This window comes from Hafnia alvei (assembly GCF_900095695.1).
Classification (GTDB): domain Bacteria; phylum Pseudomonadota; class Gammaproteobacteria; order Enterobacterales; family Enterobacteriaceae; genus Hafnia; species Hafnia alvei_B.
Genome location: NZ_FMIQ01000081.1, coordinates 112,596 through 134,462 on the forward strand (window position 1 = coordinate 112,596; position 21,867 = coordinate 134,462).

16 protein-coding genes and 2 pseudogenes are annotated in these 21,867 nt (G+C 49.1%); 12 read left to right on the top strand and 6 right to left on the bottom strand.

Translation table 11 applies throughout. The features are described 5' to 3' along the window. Positions 1–11: 11 nt before the first annotated feature. Positions 12–284 (top strand): DUF1161 domain-containing protein, encoded by a 273-nt coding sequence (locus BN1044_RS21755; RefSeq protein ID WP_072310437.1) that lies wholly within the window; start codon positions 12–14, stop codon positions 282–284. Positions 285–333: 49 nt separating this feature from the next. Here BN1044_RS21755 and BN1044_RS21760 read toward each other — a convergent pair. Continuing rightward, positions 334–1,823: pseudogene (locus BN1044_RS21760) on the bottom strand (MDR family MFS transporter). Positions 1,824–2,142: 319 nt separating this feature from the next. Between BN1044_RS21760 and BN1044_RS21765 the strand changes: the two are divergent. Both BN1044_RS21765 and clcB read left to right on the top strand, forming a co-directional pair. Beyond that, positions 2,143–3,531 carry a cytochrome-c peroxidase gene (locus tag BN1044_RS21765; protein WP_072310438.1) on the top strand — a complete coding sequence of 463 codons (1,389 nt, stop codon included), beginning with the start codon at positions 2,143–2,145 and terminating at the stop codon, positions 3,529–3,531. Between the two features lie 141 nt (positions 3,532–3,672). Beyond that, complete coding sequence (gene clcB, locus BN1044_RS21770) at positions 3,673–4,950, top strand: voltage-gated ClC-type chloride channel ClcB (RefSeq protein ID WP_072310458.1); 1,278 nt, start codon at positions 3,673–3,675, stop codon at positions 4,948–4,950. Between the two features lie 6 nt (positions 4,951–4,956). Here clcB and bioD read toward each other — a convergent pair whose 3' ends face one another. The 3 genes from bioD to BN1044_RS21785 all read right to left on the bottom strand — a co-directional run bounded on the left by bioD (position 4,957) and on the right by BN1044_RS21785 (position 8,117). After that, complete coding sequence (bioD, locus tag BN1044_RS21775; RefSeq protein ID WP_072310439.1) at positions 4,957–5,622, bottom strand: dethiobiotin synthase; 666 nt, start codon at positions 5,620–5,622, stop codon at positions 4,957–4,959. A gap of 228 nt (positions 5,623–5,850) precedes the next feature. Continuing rightward, complete coding sequence (mlc, locus tag BN1044_RS21780; RefSeq protein ID WP_072310440.1) at positions 5,851–7,071, bottom strand: sugar metabolism global transcriptional regulator Mlc; 1,221 nt, start codon at positions 7,069–7,071, stop codon at positions 5,851–5,853. A gap of 149 nt (positions 7,072–7,220) precedes the next feature. Then, a complete protein-coding gene (locus tag BN1044_RS21785; RefSeq protein WP_072310441.1) occupies positions 7,221–8,117 on the bottom strand; it encodes a LysR family transcriptional regulator in 897 nt (298 codons plus the stop codon). 192 nt (positions 8,118–8,309) lie between these two features. Between BN1044_RS21785 and BN1044_RS21790 the strand changes: the two genes are divergently transcribed. Then, positions 8,310–9,581: an MFS transporter gene (locus tag BN1044_RS21790; RefSeq protein WP_072310442.1), complete on the top strand. Its 1,272-nt coding sequence runs from the start codon at positions 8,310–8,312 to the stop codon at positions 9,579–9,581. 186 nt (positions 9,582–9,767) lie between these two features. Further along, on the top strand, positions 9,768–10,700 hold the full coding sequence (gene tus, locus BN1044_RS21795; RefSeq protein ID WP_072310443.1) for a DNA replication terminus site-binding protein: 933 nt from the start codon (positions 9,768–9,770) through the stop codon (positions 10,698–10,700). A 10-nt stretch (positions 10,701–10,710) separates the two neighbouring features. Here tus and fumC read toward each other — a convergent pair whose 3' ends face one another. Beyond that, a complete protein-coding gene (gene fumC, locus BN1044_RS21800) occupies positions 10,711–12,111 on the bottom strand; it encodes a class II fumarate hydratase (RefSeq protein ID WP_072310444.1) in 1,401 nt (466 codons plus the stop codon). A gap of 210 nt (positions 12,112–12,321) precedes the next feature. Between fumC and manA the strand changes: the two genes are divergently transcribed. Next, positions 12,322–13,497, top strand: coding sequence for a mannose-6-phosphate isomerase (manA, locus tag BN1044_RS21805; RefSeq protein WP_072310445.1), 1,176 nt, complete (start codon positions 12,322–12,324; stop codon positions 13,495–13,497). A gap of 275 nt (positions 13,498–13,772) precedes the next feature. Beyond that, entirely contained in the window at positions 13,773–15,269 is a 1,497-nt protein-coding gene (locus BN1044_RS21810) for a YdgA family protein (protein WP_072310446.1), read from the top strand. Between the two features lie 74 nt (positions 15,270–15,343). On the opposite strand, the gene malI is transcribed toward BN1044_RS21810, so the two are convergent. After that, a complete protein-coding gene (gene malI, locus BN1044_RS21815) occupies positions 15,344–16,375 on the bottom strand; it encodes a Mal regulon transcriptional regulator MalI (RefSeq protein WP_072310447.1) in 1,032 nt (343 codons plus the stop codon). Positions 16,376–16,624: 249 nt separating this feature from the next. On the opposite strand from malI, the gene malX reads away from it, so the two are divergent. From malX to add, 5 genes and pseudogenes are all read left to right on the top strand, one after another. Next, positions 16,625–18,220 carry a maltose/glucose-specific PTS transporter subunit IIBC gene (malX, locus tag BN1044_RS21820; RefSeq protein WP_072310448.1) on the top strand — a complete coding sequence of 532 codons (1,596 nt, stop codon included), beginning with the start codon at positions 16,625–16,627 and terminating at the stop codon, positions 18,218–18,220. An 83-nt stretch (positions 18,221–18,303) separates the two neighbouring features. Further along, positions 18,304–19,479, top strand: coding sequence for a MalY/PatB family protein (locus BN1044_RS21825; RefSeq protein WP_072310449.1), 1,176 nt, complete (start codon positions 18,304–18,306; stop codon positions 19,477–19,479). A gap of 275 nt (positions 19,480–19,754) precedes the next feature. Next, positions 19,755–20,024, top strand: coding sequence for a type II toxin-antitoxin system TacA family antitoxin (locus tag BN1044_RS21830; RefSeq protein ID WP_072310450.1), 270 nt, complete (start codon positions 19,755–19,757; stop codon positions 20,022–20,024). 3 nt (positions 20,025–20,027) lie between these two features. Beyond that, positions 20,028–20,552 (top strand): GNAT family N-acetyltransferase, encoded by a 525-nt coding sequence (locus BN1044_RS21835; protein WP_072310451.1) that lies wholly within the window; start codon positions 20,028–20,030, stop codon positions 20,550–20,552. Positions 20,553–20,745: 193 nt separating this feature from the next. Then, positions 20,746–21,743, top strand: a pseudogene (gene add, locus BN1044_RS21840) (adenosine deaminase). Positions 21,744–21,867 lie beyond the last annotated feature (124 nt).

Here is a 21,867-nt window from a genome sequence, read left to right on the forward strand (position 1 = left end):
GAGGATATTTCATGAAGAAATTATTGCTTGGCATCATGCTGTTGAGTGCTATTCCACTGGCTGCGCAGGCTTCCTGTGAGACAGTCAAAGCAGATATTAGCCAAAAAATCATCAAAAATGGCGTACCTGAGTCTGGCTTTACGTTGGACGTTGTGCCGAACGATCAGGCTGAAGCAAGCGGTGGTCAGGTTGTGGGTCACTGCGAAAATGACACGCAGAAGATCATCTATCAGCGCACTAGCGGCGCTGAAGACGACAGCGCGCCAGCACCGGCTACTCACTAATTATCAGCGTTATCTCGAAACGGCTGCCTCATGGCAGCCTTTTTTGTCCCTAGCATTCGCCATCAAATTCCACGCAGGTCTCACTTTCAGGCTTTAATTTTGCCGGAATGAGCCACGCAGTGACTAAAGCAAACAACGACAATATTGCCGCGACGATAAACACCCAATGGATAGATGCCGCCACCTGAGTCGTTAAATTGACCATATTGCCATCTGGCTGTATGCCACTCTGGTGCATGCTCATGAGTTTCTGGACCGGATCATGGATATCCGGCAAGCGCCAATCGAGGTTGAGATTGAGCGTCGCACCTAAAATGGCAGTGCCAAGCGCTGAACCTAGCATACGGGTGAACACCGTTGATGCGGTGCAATTCCTCGCATATTAGCGGGCGCAACATTCTGTACCGAAACCAGAAATGTGGTATTGGTCATCCCCATACCGCAGCCAATCACAAAGGCAGCCACTCTCCCCCATAGCAAGCCACTATCCGGCTGCTGCATGAGTAAAATGAAGCTTCCGGCGATAAGCAGAAAGCTGCCTAACATTGCTGTCGTACGATAGGACGTTAGCGACATCATCCGCCCGCTAAGGGTACTAGCCAACGGCCAGCCGATTGACATCATGGCTAACGTGGTGCCCGCCTCTAACGGCGTTCCCCCCATCACGCCCTGCACAAACGTAGGCAGAAATGCGGCAACGCCCATCATGGATGCGCCGACAATAAGCCCGCCAATATTACCCGCGACGATCACGTTATTCCGCCAGAGCGCCAACGGGAATAAGGGCTCGGGGGCTTTTTTCTCTTGCCGTAGCAGAAAATAAGCTGCGACGACAAAGAGTAATAGCAATGGGAACACCCAGTACTTCAGTATATCGGCCTGTAAGAGCGCAACCAGCAACGAGGCCACCGCTATAGTTAGCCAACACGTACCGGCAAAATCGATAGGATGCTGCCGTGGATGTACCGTTTCGGGGAAATAGCGCCACAGCAGATACATCGCCGTGATACCAATAGGAACGTTAACCCAGAAAACCAGTGCCTAGTTGAAGTGCTGAACAATAAACGCCCCCATCAACGGGCCTACGATAGCCGATACGCCCCAGACGCTAGAGAGATAACCCTGTATTTTTGGACGTTCCGCCGGTGAATAGATATCTGCAACGATGGTGAATGCAATCGGGGTGATCGCCCCTGCGCCCATCCCCTGAATCGCACGGAAAACGATCATCCACAGCATATTGTGAGAAAAACCGCACAGCACCGAACCCAATAAAAAAAGCGAGGCGCCGATATAGAACATCCGCTTGCGACCATAAAGATCGGCGAGTCGACCATAGATAGGAATTGAAATGGCCTGTGTTAATAGATATGCAGCAAATACCCAGCCCAGCAGTGAGAAACCGCCTAAGTCACCAATAATCGTGGGCATGGCCGTCGACACTATCGTTACCTCAATAGCCGCCATAAAGGTCGCTAACATACACGCGGTTAGCACAATGCCTCGATGTAAATATTGCTGTTCTACCTGCTCAACCATGCTGCCTCGCGAAAAAGCGAATAGAAATTTAGCTCAACACCTTACCATGAATATCTAGGCTAATAGTGTGAACTCTCGAAGAGAGAATAGGACTGAGATGAATACAAAAGTGACATTGTCACCTATAAGCTAAAATGATTTTTGATTGATTGCTGTTTCCTATCTCAATGATAGGCGCTACCGGCCCCTATCATTGATGATTGTCAACAAACACACGGGATACAACACGCACCATGGATAAGCCAAATTTTGGCCCTCTGAGGGTTGTGTACCCAGCGTTGGCGCAGCCCGAATTCATGCTCTGAAATGGAGTTTTAACATGAAAAAAATAACAAAACTTTTGGGAATTGCAGCCACTGTCGGTGTTGTTGGCTATTTAGGTCTAGTGGGATATGTCTATTACCATGATAAGCAACGAATTACGATGCCCGATCAGACTTCGCTTTTGCCACAAAATGCGGCAATACTGAAAACCCTGAGTGAGAAAGGCTGTGATTACTGCCACACCCCATCGGCACAGCTTCCGTTTTATTCACAACTTCCCATTGCTAAGCAACTGATGGAATATGACATCAATCTTGGCTACAAATCCTTTGATCTCACTCCTATTCGCAATAGCCTCATTAATAATACTCGCCCTCAACAGGGAGACATGACTAAAGTGGAATGGGTCATGCAGCACGACACCATGCCGCCGACTCGTTACACCGCGCTACACTGGGCTGGCGCTCTGAGTGATGAAGAGCGCTCCGGTATTTTGAACTGGGTGAAAGAACAGCGCATAAAATACTATGCCGCGAAAGATATGGCTCCGGCATTAATGAATGAACCCGTTCAGCCATTGCCACGTACCCTTCCCGTTCAGGCTGATAAAGTGGCATTGGGTTTCCGCTTGTACCACGACCCGCGTTTGTCTGGCGATAATTCCATTGCTTGCGTTCATTGCCATCAGTTAGGGGCCGGCGGCGCTGATGGCCGACAAACCTCCATTGGCGTAGGCGGTGAAGTTGGCCCAATCAATGCGCCAACGGTATTTAACGCGGTGTTTAACATTGAGCAATTCTGGGATGGCAGAGCACCAGATTTACAAAAACAGGCTGGTGGCCCGCCGCTTAACCCAATCGAAATGGCGTCCAAGTCATGGGATGAAATCACTGGCAAGCTCAACCAAGATTCTCTTTTCAAACAGCAATTTACAGCGGTTTACTCCGAAGGCTTTACCGGTGATACCATCACCGATGCGATTGCCGAATTCGAGAAAACGCTCATTACACCGGACAGTCCGTTTGACCGCTACCTTCGCGGCGATGATAAAGCGCTAACCGCCCAGCAAATGCATGGATATCAGCTGTTTAAAGATAATAAATGTGCTACCTGCCATACGGGGAAAATACTCGGCGGTCAGGCTTTTGAACCTCTAGGGCTGAAGCAGAACTTTGCTTTTGGCAAGGTGACCAGCGCGGATATTGGCCGACTTAATGTGACTCAAGGGGAACGCGATCGTTTCCGGCAGAAAGTGCCAACGCTGCGCAATGTTGCTCTGACGGCACCTTATTTCCATCGTGGTGACGTACCAACGCTGGATGAAGCAGTGAAGCTGATGCTGAAATATCAGGTTGGAACCTCGTTACCACAGAAAGACGTGGATGATATTGTGGCGTTCCTTGAGTCGCTAAACGGCGTTTATACCCCTTATCCCATTCATTAATCATCTCTAGGCGCCGCATTTTTGCGGCGCGGTTTCTTCCTGCTGTTAAAACCCTTAAACTGCTAGCTCTTTTATGCCTTAGCACGACGCAGAGCGTGCTTCTTTTTTGCTAACCCGCGGCTAAACATGACTTCACCACGCATGAAACGTCTGATTCATATGCAACATTATCAACTGATGCTGCGCCGCTTAGCCATTGCGATGATTTTGGGGATCGCTGCAGCCACCGTTGTTTGGCTATTTCATCAATCGATGTTGAAACTCGAATGGTTATTCTTAGGCAGTCGCGGGGGAAGTCTGGTGGCCGCCGCGGCCGAGTTGCCATTATGGAGACGTTTGCTAACGCCTGCTTTAGGCGGGCTGGTTGCGGGTTCCATACTGTGGCTATTTCAGAAATATCAACACCAACGACCATCCGCCCCGACAGATTACATGGAAGCCTTCGACGCAGGCGATGGCCGTTTAGATATCTCCGCCAGCCTTGTCAAAAGCTTAGCCTCTCTAATTGTGGTATCGAGCGGAAGTGCTATCGGTCGCGAAGGCGCAATGATCCTGCTCGCGGCCCTGTTTGCATCGGTTTTTGCTCGGTTGTTTACACCCCCAAAGGAATGGAAATTGTGGGTTGCCTGTGGCGCCGCCGCTGGGATGGCTAGCGCCTACCACGCGCCTTTAGCGGGGAGTTTATTTATTGCGGAGATCCTTTTTGGATCGCTAATCCTCGCCTCTCTTGGCCCGGTGGTGATCGCTGCGGTCAGTGCTCTGCTGATGAGTAATCTGCTTAACGGTGGGCAAGAAACCCTGTATCAGGTACAAATTCTGGTCGCACCGTGGCCAGTACAGTATTTATTGATGGCGTTGATGGGTGTGGTAGCAGGCTTTGCGGGGCCACTATTTCTTTCATTAATGCAATACAGTAGCCATTTCTTTCAACACCTACGCCTTCCTCCGCCGCTGCAGCTCGCGCTTGGTGGTCTGATCGTCGGTGGATTATCAATCATTTTTCCCGAGGTTTGGGGAAATGGTTACAGCGTAGTGCAATCGTTACTCTCTGCCCCGCCGGGTGCCTTACTCATTGGGGCGATTTTGCTGTGTAAACTGGTTGCGATACTGGCCAGCAGTGGCTCAGGCGCTCCCGGAGGTGTATTTACCCCAACGCTGTTTATCGGCGCCGCGCTAGGTGCTTTTGTCGGGCAACTATTTGCGCACTGGCCGGGAATGGGCGAACACATTGCACTATTGATGGCGCTGACCGGCATGGCAACGCTGTTGGCTGCAACCACGCATGCGCCGGTGATGTCTGCGCTCATGGTGTTTGAGATGACGGGAGAATATACGTTGCTACCGGGATTATTGCTGGCCTGCGTGATGGCAACAACCCTGTCACGCTGGCTGCGGACAGGGTCAGTTTACGGCAAATAGGCGGCACTATTTGAGAGGAGAAAGATCGATATACTTAGACAGATCTTTTTCCTCTGGACGGAACAGGTAAGGGATTTCGCCTAGCTGTGGCCCAGGCAACTTTTGGCGTAACGCTTCTAACGTTTCAGCATAATGCGAAAGCCCAGGGTTAATTCGGTTTGCGATCCAACCGGCAAAGGGTAAACCATCATTAATGATGGCCTGCACAGTCAGAATGGCGTGGCTGATGCAACCAAGCTTAATACCGACGACCAGAATCACGGCCAGTTGCTCTTGCACAACCCATTCAGACAATGGGCGCAAATCGTGCATTAAAACACGCCAGCCGCCGGTCCCCTCAACCACTAAATGCGCTGATTTACCGCTTAGGTTTTGCAGCCCGCGGCTCATCAAACTGTAATCCAATGGCTCGCCGGTATAGGCGTTCGCAATTTCTTCCTGCAACGTTATCGGGTTTACTTCATCATAATTCAATGGGATAGAAGAAGACGCCTGCAATGTTAACGCATCTTTATTACGCAGTCCTTGCGGGGTTTCTTCACTACCGACGGCGATAGGCTTGTAGCCTACAGCAGTAGCACCAGAAGCATGGATGGATTGCAGTAACGCACGAGAAACGACGGTTTTACCGACTTCAGTGTCTGTTCCTGTGACAAAAACACGCTTTAACATGAATGATACTCCGGAGAATCTCCGATAAAAAAAACCAAAAAATTGGCGGAACGACAATTTCCTTCCGCCATCAACAATAATGAAAAGTCTAGGCGAAGCGGTAAAGCTGCAGCTTGCGTTAGCTCAATATTTTGTTTAACGAGGTGACAATTTCATGAAAAACCGGCATCTGTACCAAATTAGAGGTATGAATTAGAAAGGAATTTAGCCAAATACGTGCAGTTCCTACTAGCCCTGCAGCAGCTGAACCAACAATGAACCATTGTAAAGTGCTTCTTTGACTAATGCGGCCGCAGGCATGGTGCCATTATTGCGAAAGCGCGTAGCCTCAACGCTCAGCCCCTGCGCATAATAAGGTAAAGACTGTTGCTGAATTGCCGCATTGATAGAGGGAAAGAGAACCGCACTGGCTTGATTAAGCGGTGAACCAATCAGGATTTTTTCGGGGTTAAACAGGTTCACCATAATGGCGAGAATTCGTCCCACGTTGTTACCCACGCTGCTGATAATATCCTTCGACAGCTGATCGCCCTGCATAGCGGCCTGACAGATAGCATCAATTGTGATCGGCGCGTTATGCAGCAAAGACGATGGCGAAAGCGGTAACCGCTGCTCGGCTAATTCAAGAATATGCCCAAGCCCTGCAACCGTCTCCAAACAGCCATGATTACCGCAATAACACTGCTTGCCATAAGGATCGACCTGCGTATGACCAATCTCCACCACGCTATGACGACCACCGTTTAACAAGCGACCATCGGTAATCACACCGGCACCCACATCATGATCGATAACTACCTGCAGCATATTTCTACAGTTTTCACCGGCACCGAACAGCGATTCTGCCATCGTCCATGCGCAGATATCGTGCTGAAGAAACACCGGTAGGCCGGTATGCTGTTCCAACTCGACGCCCAGCGGCATATCACACACATCGGCATAAAAAGGCATGCGATGAACCATACCCTTCGCCGAATTAATCAATCCGGGAAGCGTAATGGCGATTGCCGTTAGTCGCTCTAGCTGATGCTGATGGCGGATAAAGAACTGATCAATTTCATTGATGATACGTTCTAGCAATGGTTGGTCTGCCTGTGCAGGCAATTCAACGTCTTCTTCAGCCACTAATTTACTGCTGAGGTCGCGCAGCGCCAGCGTCATCACACCATGACCCACACGAACGCAGAGATAATGCCAAGCCACAGTGTCGAGAATTAGGCCGACGGCAGGACGTCCACGACTGCCAACGTCTTGAAATTCGGTTTCTTGCACCAGATGCGCTTCAAGCAGTTCACGCACAATTTTAGTGATGCTTGCGGGCGCAAGCTGTGCGCGTTTAGAGAGTTCAATGCGGGAAATTTGGCCATGCTGATCAATAAGACGGTATACCGCCCCAGCATTTATCTGCTTGATTTGATCAATATGTCCCGGCTGGCTTTCAGCTATCACCGACCTACTCCCGCTTATTTTTCGCGCTTCTAAATAAATATTAACGCTATGGTGTCGGTTTTGAGTAAACCCGTCAACTATTTGATTCGTTATGTGATTTAGTGCACAAATAAGCCCAGCAATGGTCGATTTTAGCAGCGATTATTTATCTATGGTTGAGCAATCATTAAATTTATCAATGCCGTTGCCTGTGCGCTCAAAGGCCTATTTTTACTGTACGCTAACCAGACCTCCGTAAATGCTGTTTCCTCATCTAAGTATCTATAGCAAACACCATCCACCTTAATTCGCGTAAACGACGCGGGTAAAATAGACACCCCAAGCCCTGCGGATACCAACCCGACAATCGTCATCGCTTCCCCCACTTCTTGCGTGATATACGGTGTGATCCCCGCATTTTTCAGCAGCGTTAATATTTCATCGTGCAGTGCCGTTCCCACTTCTCTAGAAAAAAAGACAAAGGGCTGATTCGCCAAATCGCTAAACTTCAATCGCTCTCGCCCAGACGTTGCCAAAGGGTGATTCTGGTGTAATACCGCAACCAAAGGCTCACGCAGCAAAAGTTGATGAGTCAGCGTTTCGGGTAATCGCGTGTTACGCATCACGCCAATGTCGAGCTTTCCCTCTAACAGCGGCTCAATCTGCTGCTTAGTGTTCACCTCGCGCATTTGCATGTGAACCAAAGGAAAACGCTGCCGAAAAATAAACAGACTGCTAGCAACCAAACTGATAAAAGGAGCGGATGAGGTAAAGCCAATCTTCAAATTACCTAATTCACCTCGATGTGCTCGCGCGGCATTTTCTGCAGCCTGCGAAAGATGCTCCACAATTTCGTAGCACTCTTTTAGGAAGAGTTCTCCTGCTTGCGTGAGGCTGACATTTCGGTTGTTTCTTTCTAAAAGCCTAGCGCCAACCTCAACTTCAAGCGCCTGAATTTGTTGGCTCAATGGCGGCTGAGAGATATTTAAACGCTCTGCTGCACGTCCAAAATGACACTCTTCAGCAACGGCAATAAAGTATTTGAGATGTCTAATTTCTATACGCATAGGCTAATTAATATCTTAAACGTCTTATTTTCATTTATTAATATATTAGACAATATATTCGGGGATACCTATGCTGAATTTATATCAGCCATTGTGACCTGCCGCACATAATATGGGCAAGCAGAGCTGATGAACCGTTTTACCCGATATTTTCGGTAAGGATACAGATTGGAAATCCCTCCGGCAGAAACAATGCCGCCTCGCATTGATTCAACCTCAAATGCGCCTGTTGTGTCGCCTGTAGCACCAACGCGCCGCGCGCTAAACAAACTTCCGTATATTGAACGTGGCCAACCCCAGTTTATCCGCGTGACTCTGGCGCTATTCTCCGCAGGCCTGGCAACCTTTGCCCTGCTTTACTGTGTGCAACCGATTCTTCCTGTTCTATCGCACGATTTTGGTATTTCGCCGGCCAGCAGTAGCCTGTCACTTTCGGTCTCCACAGGGCTGCTTGCCGTCGGCCTGATGTTCACGGGCCCGCTATCAGACGCCATTGGGCGCAAGCAGGTGATGGTTACCGCGCTATTGATGGCAGCAATATGCACATTAATTTGTTCAATGATGACCAGCTGGCACGGTATTTTAGTGATGCGCGCGCTGGTTGGACTTTCCTTAAGCGGCGTTGCCGCAGTGGCCATGACCTATCTCAGCGAGGAGATAGATCCTGCCGTAGTCGCATTTTCGATGGGGCTGTACATCAGCGGTAACTCGATTGGTGGAATGAGCGGTCGTTTAGTCAGCGGCGTTCTGACTGATTTCTTCTCTTGGCGTATCGCGGTGGCAATTATTGGTTTGTTTGCCCTCGCCGCCGCGTTTATGTTTTGGAAAATCCTGCCAGCGTCGAAACACTTCAGGGCCACGCCCCTCCGCCCTAGGACATTGTTGATTAACTTTCGACTGCATTGGCATGATAAAGGCCTACCGCTACTTTTTGCTGAAGGCTTTCTGCTGATGGGAAGCTTCGTCACGCTGTTTAACTATATTGGGTATCGGCTGCTCGGCACGCCGTACTCTCTCAGCCAGGCGCTGGTCGGGTTGCTATCGGTCGTTTACCTGACAGGCTCATACAGTTCGCCTAAAGCCGGAGCGTTAACCAGCAAATTTGGTCGGGGGCCAGTGCTGACCGTTTCGATTCTTATTATGTTGATTGGGCTGTTGATTACGCTTTTTGCCCCACTGACCACCATTTTTATTGGCATGATGCTGTTTACTGCGGGCTTCTTTGCCGCTCATTCTGTGGCAAGCAGCTGGATTGGACGCCGCGCCCGCCGCGCTAAAGGCCAAGCATCATCACTCTACCTGTTCTGTTATTATGTCGGTTCTAGCGTGGCCGGTACTCTCGGTGGCGTGTTCTGGAATAACTATGGCTGGAATGGCATCGTTCTTTTCCTTAGCGTAATGCTGGTTTTGGCACTGTGGATCAGTCGAGCACTAAAAAGATTGCCTGAAGCAAAGAGAATTTAACCCTCGAGCACCATCCCCGCATGGCGGGGATTCCGACAGACGACATCAATACTCCCCTTCGTTACTAAGCTCTTTCTCGGTTTAATAGGTAACGCTATCGCTTGAAATGTCATAGTGGCTACAGACAACGATTAGGGAATAACATACAATGTATGTTGTAACTAAATTATTGTGGTAGGAAAAACCATGTCTGCGAACCATGTTATCGATCGTATGAACACCTGTTTTCGCCAGCTTGAGCAAGGCTTAATTGAAATTGATGCTGTTTTGAAATCACTGACGCGGCTTCAGGCCAACGTATTTTTGCTGCCTGATATTGAGAAAGGTAAAGAACATGATGATATTACAAAAATCAGCGTTATCCCCTGCTCGGGTGAGGCTGCATTTGAAGTAGGTTTACAACATTTTCGTCGTTTGTTCATCCATCATCATGCACAGCATATCAGCAGCAAAGCCGCGGTTCGTATGCCCGGTGTGCTCTGTTTTTCAGCCAGTAACTCTCAGGTAAAATCCACCAGCGCCCTTATTAACGACGTTAACCAACTGAAGAAACAGCTGGAGAAGATTATCGCCGTTGAATCCGGTCTTCCCCCTGAGCAAAGGTTTGAATTTGTGCATGCTCATCTCAAAGGTTTGCTGACGCTGAGTGCCTATCGCTCCTTAACCGTGCTACACAACCCTTCGACCGTTCGCTTCGGGTGGGCGAACAAAAGCGTGATCAATAATATGAGTCGCGAAGAGATGATTAACCGCCTCGAGAAAAGTTTGTCTGCCAATCGCTCTGTTCCGCCCTACTCACGCGAGCAATGGGCGGCGATGGTAACAAAAGAGCTTGATGACATTATGCGTTTGCCGGAAGACGTTAAGCTGAAAATAAAACGGCCGGTTAAAGTCCAGCCGATTGCGCGAGTCTGGTATCAAGAAGAACAGAAGCAGGTACAACATCCCTGTAGCATGCCGCTTATCGCGTTAACGGATGAATTTAGCGAAACGCCTATCCCAATCCTTGGCGATTTGAGTGATTACGATGCGGAAAATATTAATGTTAAACATCGTCCGCGAGCTAAAAAGCTCGAACTCTTGATCCCTCGCTTGCACCTGTACCGTGAGCTTGAATAGCGTGACAACGTCACGCTTTAACGCCACTCCCCACCATATCTTGCGGCTTCACCCATTCATCAAACTGCGATTCGGTGACATAACCTAAAAGCAATGCCGACTCTTTTAGCGTTAACCCTTCGTGATGAGCCTTTTTGGCAATTTCGGCGGCCTTATCGTAACCAATATGAGTATTAAGCGCGGTCACTAACATAAGTGATTCGTTTAATAGCTGATTGATTCGAGGACGGTTGGGTTCAATGCCGCGCGCACAGTGCTCATTGAAACTCTCAATACCATCGGCCAGTAGGCGTATTGACTGTAAATAGTTATGAATAACTAATGGGCGGAAAACATTCAGTTCAAAATTACCTGACGCGCCGCCAATATTGATCGCCACATCGTTGCCCATTACCTGAGCACAAAGCATGGTTACCGCTTCACACTGCGTCGGATTAACTTTACCCGGCATAATTGAGCTGCCAGGTTCATTTTCAGGAATAAGAATCTCCCCGATCCCACAGCGCGGGCCGGATGCTAACCATCTTACATCGTTAGCAATTTTCATCATTGATGCAGCGAGTCCTTTTAAAGCGCCATGGGATTGAACCAGAGCGTCACAGCTGGCTAAGGCTTCGAACTTATTCGGCGCCGAGATAAAATCGCTACCGCTCAATTGCGCGATTGTTTTAGCCACGCGGACCGCATATTCAGGATGGGTATTCAGCCCCGTTCCTACCGCCGTTCCCCCCAGCGCTAATTCATAAAGATGCACCAAACTATGTTCAATATGCTTTTTACTGTGCGCCAGCATAGCGACCCAGCCAGAGATTTCTTGGCCTAACGTTAGCGGCGTCGCATCCTGTAAATGCGTGCGTCCAATTTTGACTATGTCGTTAAATTGCGCTGATTTATCTTGTAGTGTTTGTACCAAAACGTCTATTTGCGGCAGAAGTTGGAGGCGAATAGCTTGCACGGCGGCAACATGCATCGCCGTGGGGAAAACATCGTTTGAGCTTTGGCTTTTATTGACATCATCATTAGGATGAACTTTACGTTCATTTCCACGTTCGCCGCCAAGTAATTCACTGGCGCGATTCGCCAACACTTCATTCATATTCATGTTACTTTGAGTTCCCGATCCGGTTTGCCATACGGCCAACGGAAACTCCTGATAACGAAAACCATCAATAACCTCTTGAGCCGCCTGCATAATAGCATCGGCTTTATCTTCACTCAGCAGGTCAAGATCGAGATTAACCTGCGCGGCGGCTTTCTTTACCAATGCCAAAGCATCAATGAGCGCCTGCGGCATTTTTTCCACCGAAATACGAAAATGCTCCAAAGAACGTTGCGTTTGCGCGCCCCACAGTCGCGCTTGAGGAACATCAATATCGCCCATAGAGTCTCTTTCAACACGCATAGCTGTCATATCTTCTCCTTGAGAATAAATGCATGATTCCGGTGAGTTAGCCATTGTTTCAATGAGTATAGCGGGATATCAACCAGTTAGAATGTGAGAGCTAAACGAATTTCTTACATCAATACCCTTGCATCAGATAGGTCCTCTCCTGTTTACTTACCGCCATGCTTTATTATTCATATTAACGTTTCGCTTTAACTTCACTCTAGGTTGATACCAATGCAAAAAATGATTAATGCCGTACAGAACTATGCTTGGGGCAGTCACGATGCGCTGAGCAAGCTGTATGGCTTCTCGAATCCAGACAACAAACCGATGGCTGAACTGTGGATGGGGGCTCATCCGCTCAGCAGCTCTAAAGTGTTGGATAAAAACGGCAATAAGGTGTCATTACGCGATGAGATCGCCAAAGATCTGACGGGAAACCTAGGCAGCGCCGTCGCGAAGCGTTTTGGAGAACTGCCATTCTTATTCAAAGTCCTGTGCGCAGCACAGCCGCTGTCGATTCAAGTCCATCCAAGCAAACATGCTGCAGAGGAAGGTTTTGCGCGCGAGGAATCCGCAGGTATTGCGATCAACGCTGCAAATCGTAATTACAAAGATCCTAACCATAAACCCGAGCTGGTTTATGCGTTAACGCCTTTCAAAGCCATGAATGGATTTCGCGAATTCGCCGAAATTGCTCAGTTATTACAACCCGTAGCCACTGCGCATCCTGACATTGCGAAATTTATTCAGTCTCCAGACGCGCAGCATTTATCCGTACTATTTGGCAATTTGCTGAGCATGTCCGGTGAATTAAAAACACAGGCCTTAAGCGTGCTGGCCGAGGCGCTAAACCACCAGCAAGGGCCTGCATGGGACGCCGTACGCGGTATTGCTCGTTTCTATCCAGACGACAGTGGTCTCTTTTCTCCGTTGTTACTCAATACCGTTGAGCTTGAACCAGGCCAAAGTATGTTCCTGTATGCCGAAACTCCGCACGCGTATCTGGATGGCGTCGGCTTGGAAATCATGGCGAACTCCGACAACGTGCTGCGTGCGGGCCTAACGCCAAAATACATCGATGTGCCAGAGCTATTAGCCAATGTGAAGTTTATTGCTAAGCCGGCTAACACGTTGCTGACCACTCCTGTTGTGAACGAACACGAAACTCGCTTCCCTATTCCGGTGGAAGACTTTGCCTTTGCCGTGCATACCCTGACCGAGACGCCACAGCCATTAGCGCAAGAAAGTGCGGCGATTTTGTTCTGTGTTACCGGTGAGGCCACGTTGGTCAAAGGCGAGCAGCGTATCGTGCTGGTTCCCGGCGAGTCCTGTTATCTGCCCGCCAGTGAGTCACCGGTACAGGTGCAAGGCCATGGCCAATTAGCGCGCGTATTTAACGAACTCTGATTTATGCTATGAAAATAAACCTAGTGTAAACCTTGGTGGAAGTATCCCTTTCCCCAGCAAATTCAGATAAGTATTTGCGAATGGGCTTGGTTTACATTGCATGGGTTTAAAGCCACAATGAAAAGCGCCTACGGGCGTTTTTTTGTTATACCCGTCATACTTCAAGCAACTTGAATTTTTATGGGTACGTACGATCTATCATCATTTGTTCGACACGCCGTTTTTGAGGCATTTCCCTCGCGGCAGCACATTTAAGGCTTAAGGAAGAACTCAATATGAAAAAATCAGCTGTCGCGGTTGCGGTCATTGTGGTGTTAGGCGCAGCCTGGACCGGAGCCTCTTGGTATACCGGAAAGCTCATTGAGCAACGAATGACGACTGAGGTTGAGAACGTCAATAGCCAGATCAACAATTACTTCCCTAAAGCGGGGCTAAAGCTCAGCTACGAAGACTACAACCGCCATCTGTTCTCGACCGATGTTCGCTATATTCTGCAAAATGACCCGACCTTCAAAGGCGAACCAAGTCTTAAAGCCGGTGAGCAAATTGTACTGAAAGAAACCATTACCCACGGGCCATTCCCGCTCGCACAGCTCAAGAACTTCAACTTTGTGCCGAGTATGGCATCCGTACATACCGAATTAGAAAACACGCCAGCGGTAAAAGCGTTATTTGATTCCACTAAGGGCAAATCACTGATCGATGCAGATACCCGTATCGCCTATAACGGTGATACACAGTCGAAAGTTACACTGATCCCTGTCGACTACGCGAAAGACAAAATTTCGGTGAAATTTGACGGCGCAGTGATTAACGCCGACGTTGCCAAAGATCTTTCCACGCTGAAATTCGACATGAACAGCGATAACGTGGTGATTTCCGCACCAAATGAAATGAGCCAGCAAGAGCAAATCACCCTGCAAGGCTTCACTATGGAAAGCGACAGCCATCGCGGCAAGTTTGACCTGAATATCGGCTCGCAGAAAATGAATGCCAAGCATCTATCGGTGTCTGTTGATGGCAAAGAATCTGCCGTGCTTGATGGCTTCAAGCTAGACGCGAACGTCGGCGAAGATGATAAAAACCTTAATGGCGTGCTGAACTACACGCTAGATGCGCTAAAAATCAGCGGTAAAGACTTCGGTCAGGGGGCGTTAACGCTGAAATTTAACGGCGTTGATGGGAAAGGATTGAAAACCTTCACCTCGCAGTACAATGATTTTATCAATCGCCAACTGGCGCAGGGCGACGACGTCGATCCTGATATCTATCAGCAAGAGTTAGCGGCGCTGGTTGAAAAGAATATGCCTGCCCTACTCGCCGGCAACCCAACGCTGAATATTCAACCGCTGAGCTGGAAAACGTCTCAGGGTGAAAGCCAGTTTAGTCTCGATCTCAACCTTGCTAATCCTCAGCCACAGACAGAAACCACCAGCGAGCCGTTGATGTTGCAGTCAATCAAAAAATTGGATGCAAAACTGGCGATCTCCATGCCAATGGCGACCCAACTGGCCTCTCAGGCTGCCGAGCTAGAGGGCTATAACGCCGAGGATGCAAAACGTTTGGCGGGACAACAGGTGCAAGGCATTTCGGCCATGGGCCAGATGTTTAAGCTGACAACGCAAAAAGATAACGTGATTTCGAGCAGCTTCAGCTATGCCGATGGTCAGGTTGATTTGAATGGCACTAAAATGCCTCTGGCTCAGTTCGTCGGCCTGTTTGGCATTTTAGGGGGGATGCAGGATCAGAGCGAAGCCCCAGCGGGGAATTGATTCAGCATTCAGACACGATGTTAACGATAAGCGGCCTCTCTTGGGGCCGTTTTTTTAAGCTAATTCAGAAAGGATTACGCTGAGCCTCTGGCAATCAGCTTTGGTGGCAAAATAATATGTTGGACTTGTTCATCCGGCGCATCAATGCGCTGTAGCATCCGGTTCGCCGCGCTATAGCCAATTTCACGCGCAGAGCTACTGATAAAAGTTAGCGGAGGGTCGGTCAGTTCCGCTTCAGGCACATCCCCAAAACCTATTAATGCGACCTGCCGCGAATAGTAACTTTCGTTTTCATCTTTACCCACGCTATTGCCCATGCCGATTACGCCAAAATAAGCGCCCATGGCAATAGACGCCTTATGACACAAGATAGCCGTTATCTTCGGGTGATGATTGAGCAGTTTTTTGGTGGCTTCAGCCGCCTCTTGTTGCTTACAGTCGCACTCGACGACCCATTCCGATTTGAACGGCAGACCATATTGGATCAAGGTTCCGCAAAACCCACCTAAGCGTTCAGCGCGGGTAAGCGAACTACTTTCACCGCCCAGATAAGCAATCTGGCGATGACCATGCTTGATCAGATATTCCGTCGCCATCTTTGCTGCCTGCGAGTTATCAGGGCGAATAACGTCGATATCATCAAATTCGCTGGCTCGGGCGGCGCATACCAGCGGCAAATGCATATCTCGCGCTTTTTGTTTCATCTCATCGCTAAGAAAACGTCCGCTGCCAACAATAATGCCATCAACGCCATAACCGCTCAGGCTATCGAGGCAACGAGCGAGATGCAGCCCATTTTTTCCACACTGGGTAAGAAATAACACCTTGCCCTGCGCTTCCAGAATTTCGCTAATTCCTGCCGCGACTTCAGCATAAAACGGCTCGCTAATATCACTAACGATAAGCCCGATCACGTTAGACACGCTTCCGCGCAGCATCGCTGCCTGTTGGTTGCGGACATAACCAAGGGTTTCAATCGCCGAGTTAACACGATGGCAGGTTTTATCAGAAATACGCCCCTTGCCGCTAAGGACCAGAGAAACGGTAGTGACTGATACGCCTGCATGCTGCGCCACGTCGGTTATGGTGATCTTTTTCGGGTTCATGCCGTTAATTATTCACTTATCGATAGCATAGGGTGTTCATTTCTGTAGGTTATTTTACCGTATTTTTTAGTAAAACATTTAATCCAATCTCGCATAATTCACATTAACACTGATTTTTAGAACTGTGATCCGGCAAATGGTTTTGTTTGGTAAAACGTTTTATCTTCTTTTACCAGAAAGACTAAGACTAGTTGATGATTTTTATTAGACACAGCGATCCATCAAAGGATCTTTCCATCAGGAGTTACCATGCCCAGCCCGACCAAACAAAAAATTACGCTATGGGAGTTTTTCCAAAGCCTTGGTAAGACCTTTATGCTGCCCGTGGCGCTGCTCTCTTTCTGCGGCATTATGCTGGGAATTGGTAGCTCGCTGAGCAGCCGCGATGTTTTAACGTTGCTGCCAGTACTGGATCATACCCCGCTTCAGCTGCTGTTTACTTGGATGAGCAAAATCGGCTCCTTCGGCTTTAGCTTCCTGCCGGTGATGTTCGCCGTTGCTATCCCGCTGGGTATGGCGCGCGATAACAAAGGCGTCGCTGCATTTGCGGGTTTTGTAGGTTTTACCGTATTTAATCTGGCCACTAACTTCTATCTGACAACCAAAGGGATTTTGCCTAGCGTTGATCCTCTGGTGCTGAAAGCCAATAACATTCAAACCGTGCTGGGTATTCAGTCTATTGATACCGGTATTTTGGGTGCGATTATCGTCGGGATTGTGGTGTTCTTGCTGCACGAACGCTTTAGCACTATTCGCCTCCCTGATGCGCTTTCATTCTTCGGCGGTACCCGTTTCGTTCCAATTATCACGCTGCTGGTTTTAGGCCTGCTGGGTCTGCTGGTTCCATTGATCTGGCCGTGGTTCGCTATGGGCATTAATGGTCTTGGTCGCCTTATCCATAGCGCTGGCGCATTTGGTCCGATGATCTTCGGTACCGGCGAGCGTCTGCTGTTACCGTTTGGTTTGCAGCACATTCTGGTTGCCATTATTCGCTTCACCGAAGCAGGCGGCACCATGGACGTTTGTGGTCACTCCGTTAGCGGTGCATTGACCATCTTCCAAGCTCAGCTTTCTTGCCCAACCACTCACGGTTTCTCTGAAAGCGCAACGCAGTTCCTGTCTCAGGGCAAAATGCCTGCCTTCTTGGGCGGTTTACCGGGTGCAGCTCTAGCGATGTACCACTGTGCGCGTCCTGAGAACCGTCATAAAATTAAAGGCCTGCTGATTTCTGGCGTGGTTGCCTGTGTTGTTGGCGGTACCACTGAGCCGCTCGAATTCCTGTTCCTGTTTGTCGCACCGTTCTTGTATCTGATCCACGCTATTCTGACTGGCTTGGGCTTCACCATCATGTCCGTACTCGGCGTGACTATCGGTAACACCGACGGCAACATCATCGATTTCGTGGTATTTGGTGTTCTGCACGGTCTGCAAACCAAATGGTATATGGTTCCTGTGGTGGCCGCGGTGTGGTTCGTTGCCTACTACGCAATCTTCCGTTTCGCTATCACTCGCTTCAATATCAAAACGCCGGGACGTGATATCGATAACAGCACCACCAGCGAAAAATCCGCGAAGGCGGCCTCTTCAAGCAAATCGGGCTATGACACCCCGGGGATTCTGGTTGCACTGGGCGGCGCGGATAATATCGTGTCACTCGACAACTGTATTACCCGTCTGCGTCTCTCGGTGAAAGACATGAAGCTGGTTGACGATGCCACGCTGAAAAACCTGCGAGCGATTGGCGTGGTGCATGTGAATGAACATAATTTACAGGTTGTCATTGGGCCACAGGTACAGTCGGTGAAAGATGAATTAGACTACCTAATAGCTCAGCCAAGCGTATAACCTTGTTTGACCATACATTTGGGGCGCTTAGCGCCCCGCTTTATTTCTCATTCGAGCAAACATCAAATTAAGGCGAATGAAATATGTTTGATTTTTCTAAAACTGTTGACCGTCACGGCACGTGGTGTACCCAGTGGGATTATATCGGCGATCGTTTTGGTGTTAACGATCTACTGCCTTTCACCATTTCCGACATGGATTTTGCGACTTCCCCATGCATTACGCAGGCATTGGAAAAACGCATTGCACACGGCGTGCTCGGCTACAGTCGCTGGCAGCACGAAGATTTCCTCGGCGCACTGCGTCATTGGTACGCTAAGCGTTTTAACAGCGCCATAGACACCGATACCGCCGTTTATGGCCCCTCCGTAATCTATATGGTGGCACAGCTCATTCGCCTGTGGACTCAACCCGGTGAATGCGTTGTTACTCATACACCCGCCTACGATGCTTTCTACAAAGTCGTGCTTGGCAATCAGCGCCAATTGCTAGCCTGCCCGATGAAGCAGTCTGAGGGGGAATGGTTCTGCGACATGGCTCATTTGGAAGCGCTACTGGCTCGTCCGCAGACCAAAGTACTGCTGTTATGCAGCCCGCAAAACCCAACGGGTAAAGTCTGGACACGTGCGGAACTTGAAACCATGGCTGAGCTGTGTGAGCGCCATGACGTGAAAGTTATCAGTGATGAAATTCACATGGATATGACGTGGGGCGATCGCCAGCATCTGCCGTGGAATGAAGTGGGCAAAACACCGTGGGCATTGCTGACCTCCGCCTCCAAATCCTTCAATATCCCTGCGTTAACCGGCGCCTATGGTTTTATTAACGATCCAGCCACTCGCGACGCTTATTTCTTGCAGCTTAAAAGCAAAGATGGTCTTTCGTCTCCGGCGGTGCTTGCGGTTGCGGCGCATATCGCCGCCTACCGAGAAGGTCAGCCGTGGCTAGATGAACTGCGCGCTTATTTGCAGGCCAATCTGGAATACGTTGCCACCGAACTTAACCAAGCCTTCCCACAATTGGCATGGAAAATCCCACAGGCCACCTATTTAGCCTGGATAGACCTGCGTGTCCTGGGCGTGGATGACCAAGAGCTACAGCGCGTACTCATCGATGAGGAAAAAGTGGCGATTATGCCCGGCTTTACCTACGGTGAAGAAGGCCGCGGTTTTGTTCGCCTTAACGTTGGCTGCCCACGCAGCAAGGTTGAATTAGGTGTGCAAAAACTGATTTCTGCTTTAAACAAGTTAGTTAAGTAGTCAGTCTCCCCCCGCAGCTACCCAGCGGCGGGGGCATTTAGTCCTCTTCAAAATTGGCAGCTAAGCCTACTGACGCCATAACCAAACGCCCCTCAAAACTCGTAATCTCAAGCATCAAAGGATCTCGCTAACTGATTTATTGGTTGAAAGTTTGCTCAAGCGCTTCTATAGTCTACGTACGGAAAAATACCGTACACATCCACATTGAATTAAACGGCTCAAACCTAATCTTTAAAACAAAAAAATGACTGCCGCGAGCCGTCGAGGAATACAGCATGTCTGCATTAAAAAAACAGCGTATCGATCTTCGATTAACTGACGAAGATAAAAACGCAATTGAAGAAGCTGCGGCTATGTCCAACCAAACTATCACGCAGTTTATGCTTACCAGCGCTTCTGAACGCGCTGCGGAAGTTATCGAGCAACACCGTCGTCTGATCCTCAGCGATGAATCATGGAATCTGGTGATGGACGCTATCAGTAACCCTCCAGCGCCAAACGATAGACTTAAACGAGCAGCCAAACGTCTACAGAGCATGGAGTAAAGCATGGCTGAGTTAGCGATTGAGATTTTTTCCAGTGAGGCCGAATACGATTTCTCTGGCTTTGACTGCGGCGAAGAATCTCTGAATGTTTTTCTTAGCGATCATCTTGCGCGCCAGCATAATGCACGAATTTTACGTGGCTATGTGCTCATAACCAAAACGCCAAAACCCAAAGTAGTTGGCTATTACACGCTATCTGGCAGTTGCTTCGAGAAGGAAACGCTTCCATCCAATACACAGAAACGCAAAGTACCTTACGTTAACGTGCCCAGTATCACTCTAGGGCGTCTAGCGATTCAAAAAGAGCTGCATGGACAAGAGTGGGGAACGGCGCTGGTTACTCACGCGATGCAAGTCGTTTATCGAGCATCGCTAGCCGTGGGTGTTCATGGCATGTTTGTCGATGCACTCAATGATAAAGCGAAGCAGTTCTACCTGAAACTTGGGTTTATTGCTCTTACAGGCAATAACGCAAACTCGCTTTTCTACCCAACCAAATCCATCGAAAAGTTGTTCGAAGAACAATAAAATATTCCATAATACTTATCTTGATTTCTTACCATACGCCATAACTGTACATTTACACAGTATCCCGCAAATTTGAGACTTCCCGTCATTAATTGTGATGAATATCACGTTTTTATGCAACTTACTGGTAATTTGCAGTGTATTGTTTTTATACTGTTACGCACTTTATCCAGAATAACTGAGAGTGCATATCATGATTGACATCCGCCTTCCTCTGACCGATATCCACGTCATCTTGACGGTAACATTCGTCCACAAACTATTCTGGAACTGGGTCGTCAGTTCAATCTGACTCTGCCCGCTGAAGAACTGGAAGCCCTGCGCCCCCACGTGCAAATCACCGATACCGCTCCAGACTTAGTCAGTTTTTTACAGAAGCTGGATTGGGGCGTTGCCGTTTTAGGTTCACTCGATGCCTGCCGCCGCGTTGCCTATGAAAACGTGGAAGACGCACTTCGTGCAGGTATTGACTATGCAGAGCTGCGTTTTTCACCCTATTACATGGCGATGAAACATCAGCTGCCCGTTCAAGGCGTGGTTGAAGCCGTGATCGACGGCGTGCGCGCTGGCGTTCGTGATTATGGCGTTGAGACTCGCCTCATCGGCATCATGAGCCGCACTTTTGGCGAAAGCGCCTGTTTGAAAGAGCTAGATGCCCTGCTGGCCTGCCGTGAAGGCATCACCGCATTGGATTTGGCCGGTGACGAACTGGGCTTCCCTGGTTCCTTATTCCTTAATCATTTCAATCGTGCACGCGATGCCGGCTTACATATTACGGTTCACGCGGGTGAAGCGGCCGGCCCTGAAAGTATCTGGCAAGCCATTCATGAATTAGGCGCGGAACGCATCGGCCACGGCGTAAAAGCGGTCGAAGATGCCAAGCTGCTGGATTATTTGGCTGAAAATCGTATCGGGATGGAATCGTGCCTGACGTCAAATATTCAAACCAGCACCGTGGCTTCACTGGAAAATCACCCACTAAAAGCCTTCTTACGTCACGGTATTCTGGCCTCAATTAACACTGACGATCCCGCGGTCGAAGGTATTGAGCTGGCGCATGAGTATAACGTTGCCGCACCTGCCGCAGGTTTAACGCCAGAAGAAATCCGTACCGTCCAGATCAATGGGTTGGAGATGGCGTTTATTTCTGCAGAAGAGAAACGCGCTCTGCGAGAGAAGAAAATCGGGTAGGGTTGAGTCGGTGGCAGGTGAGAGGTGAAAGGTTTCGTCCGCCTATCAATAACAGCTATCACATATAGCTAAATCTAAGGCGTACGATGAGGGGCGCCAGCGCGCGCCCCTTCAATCCTCGCGC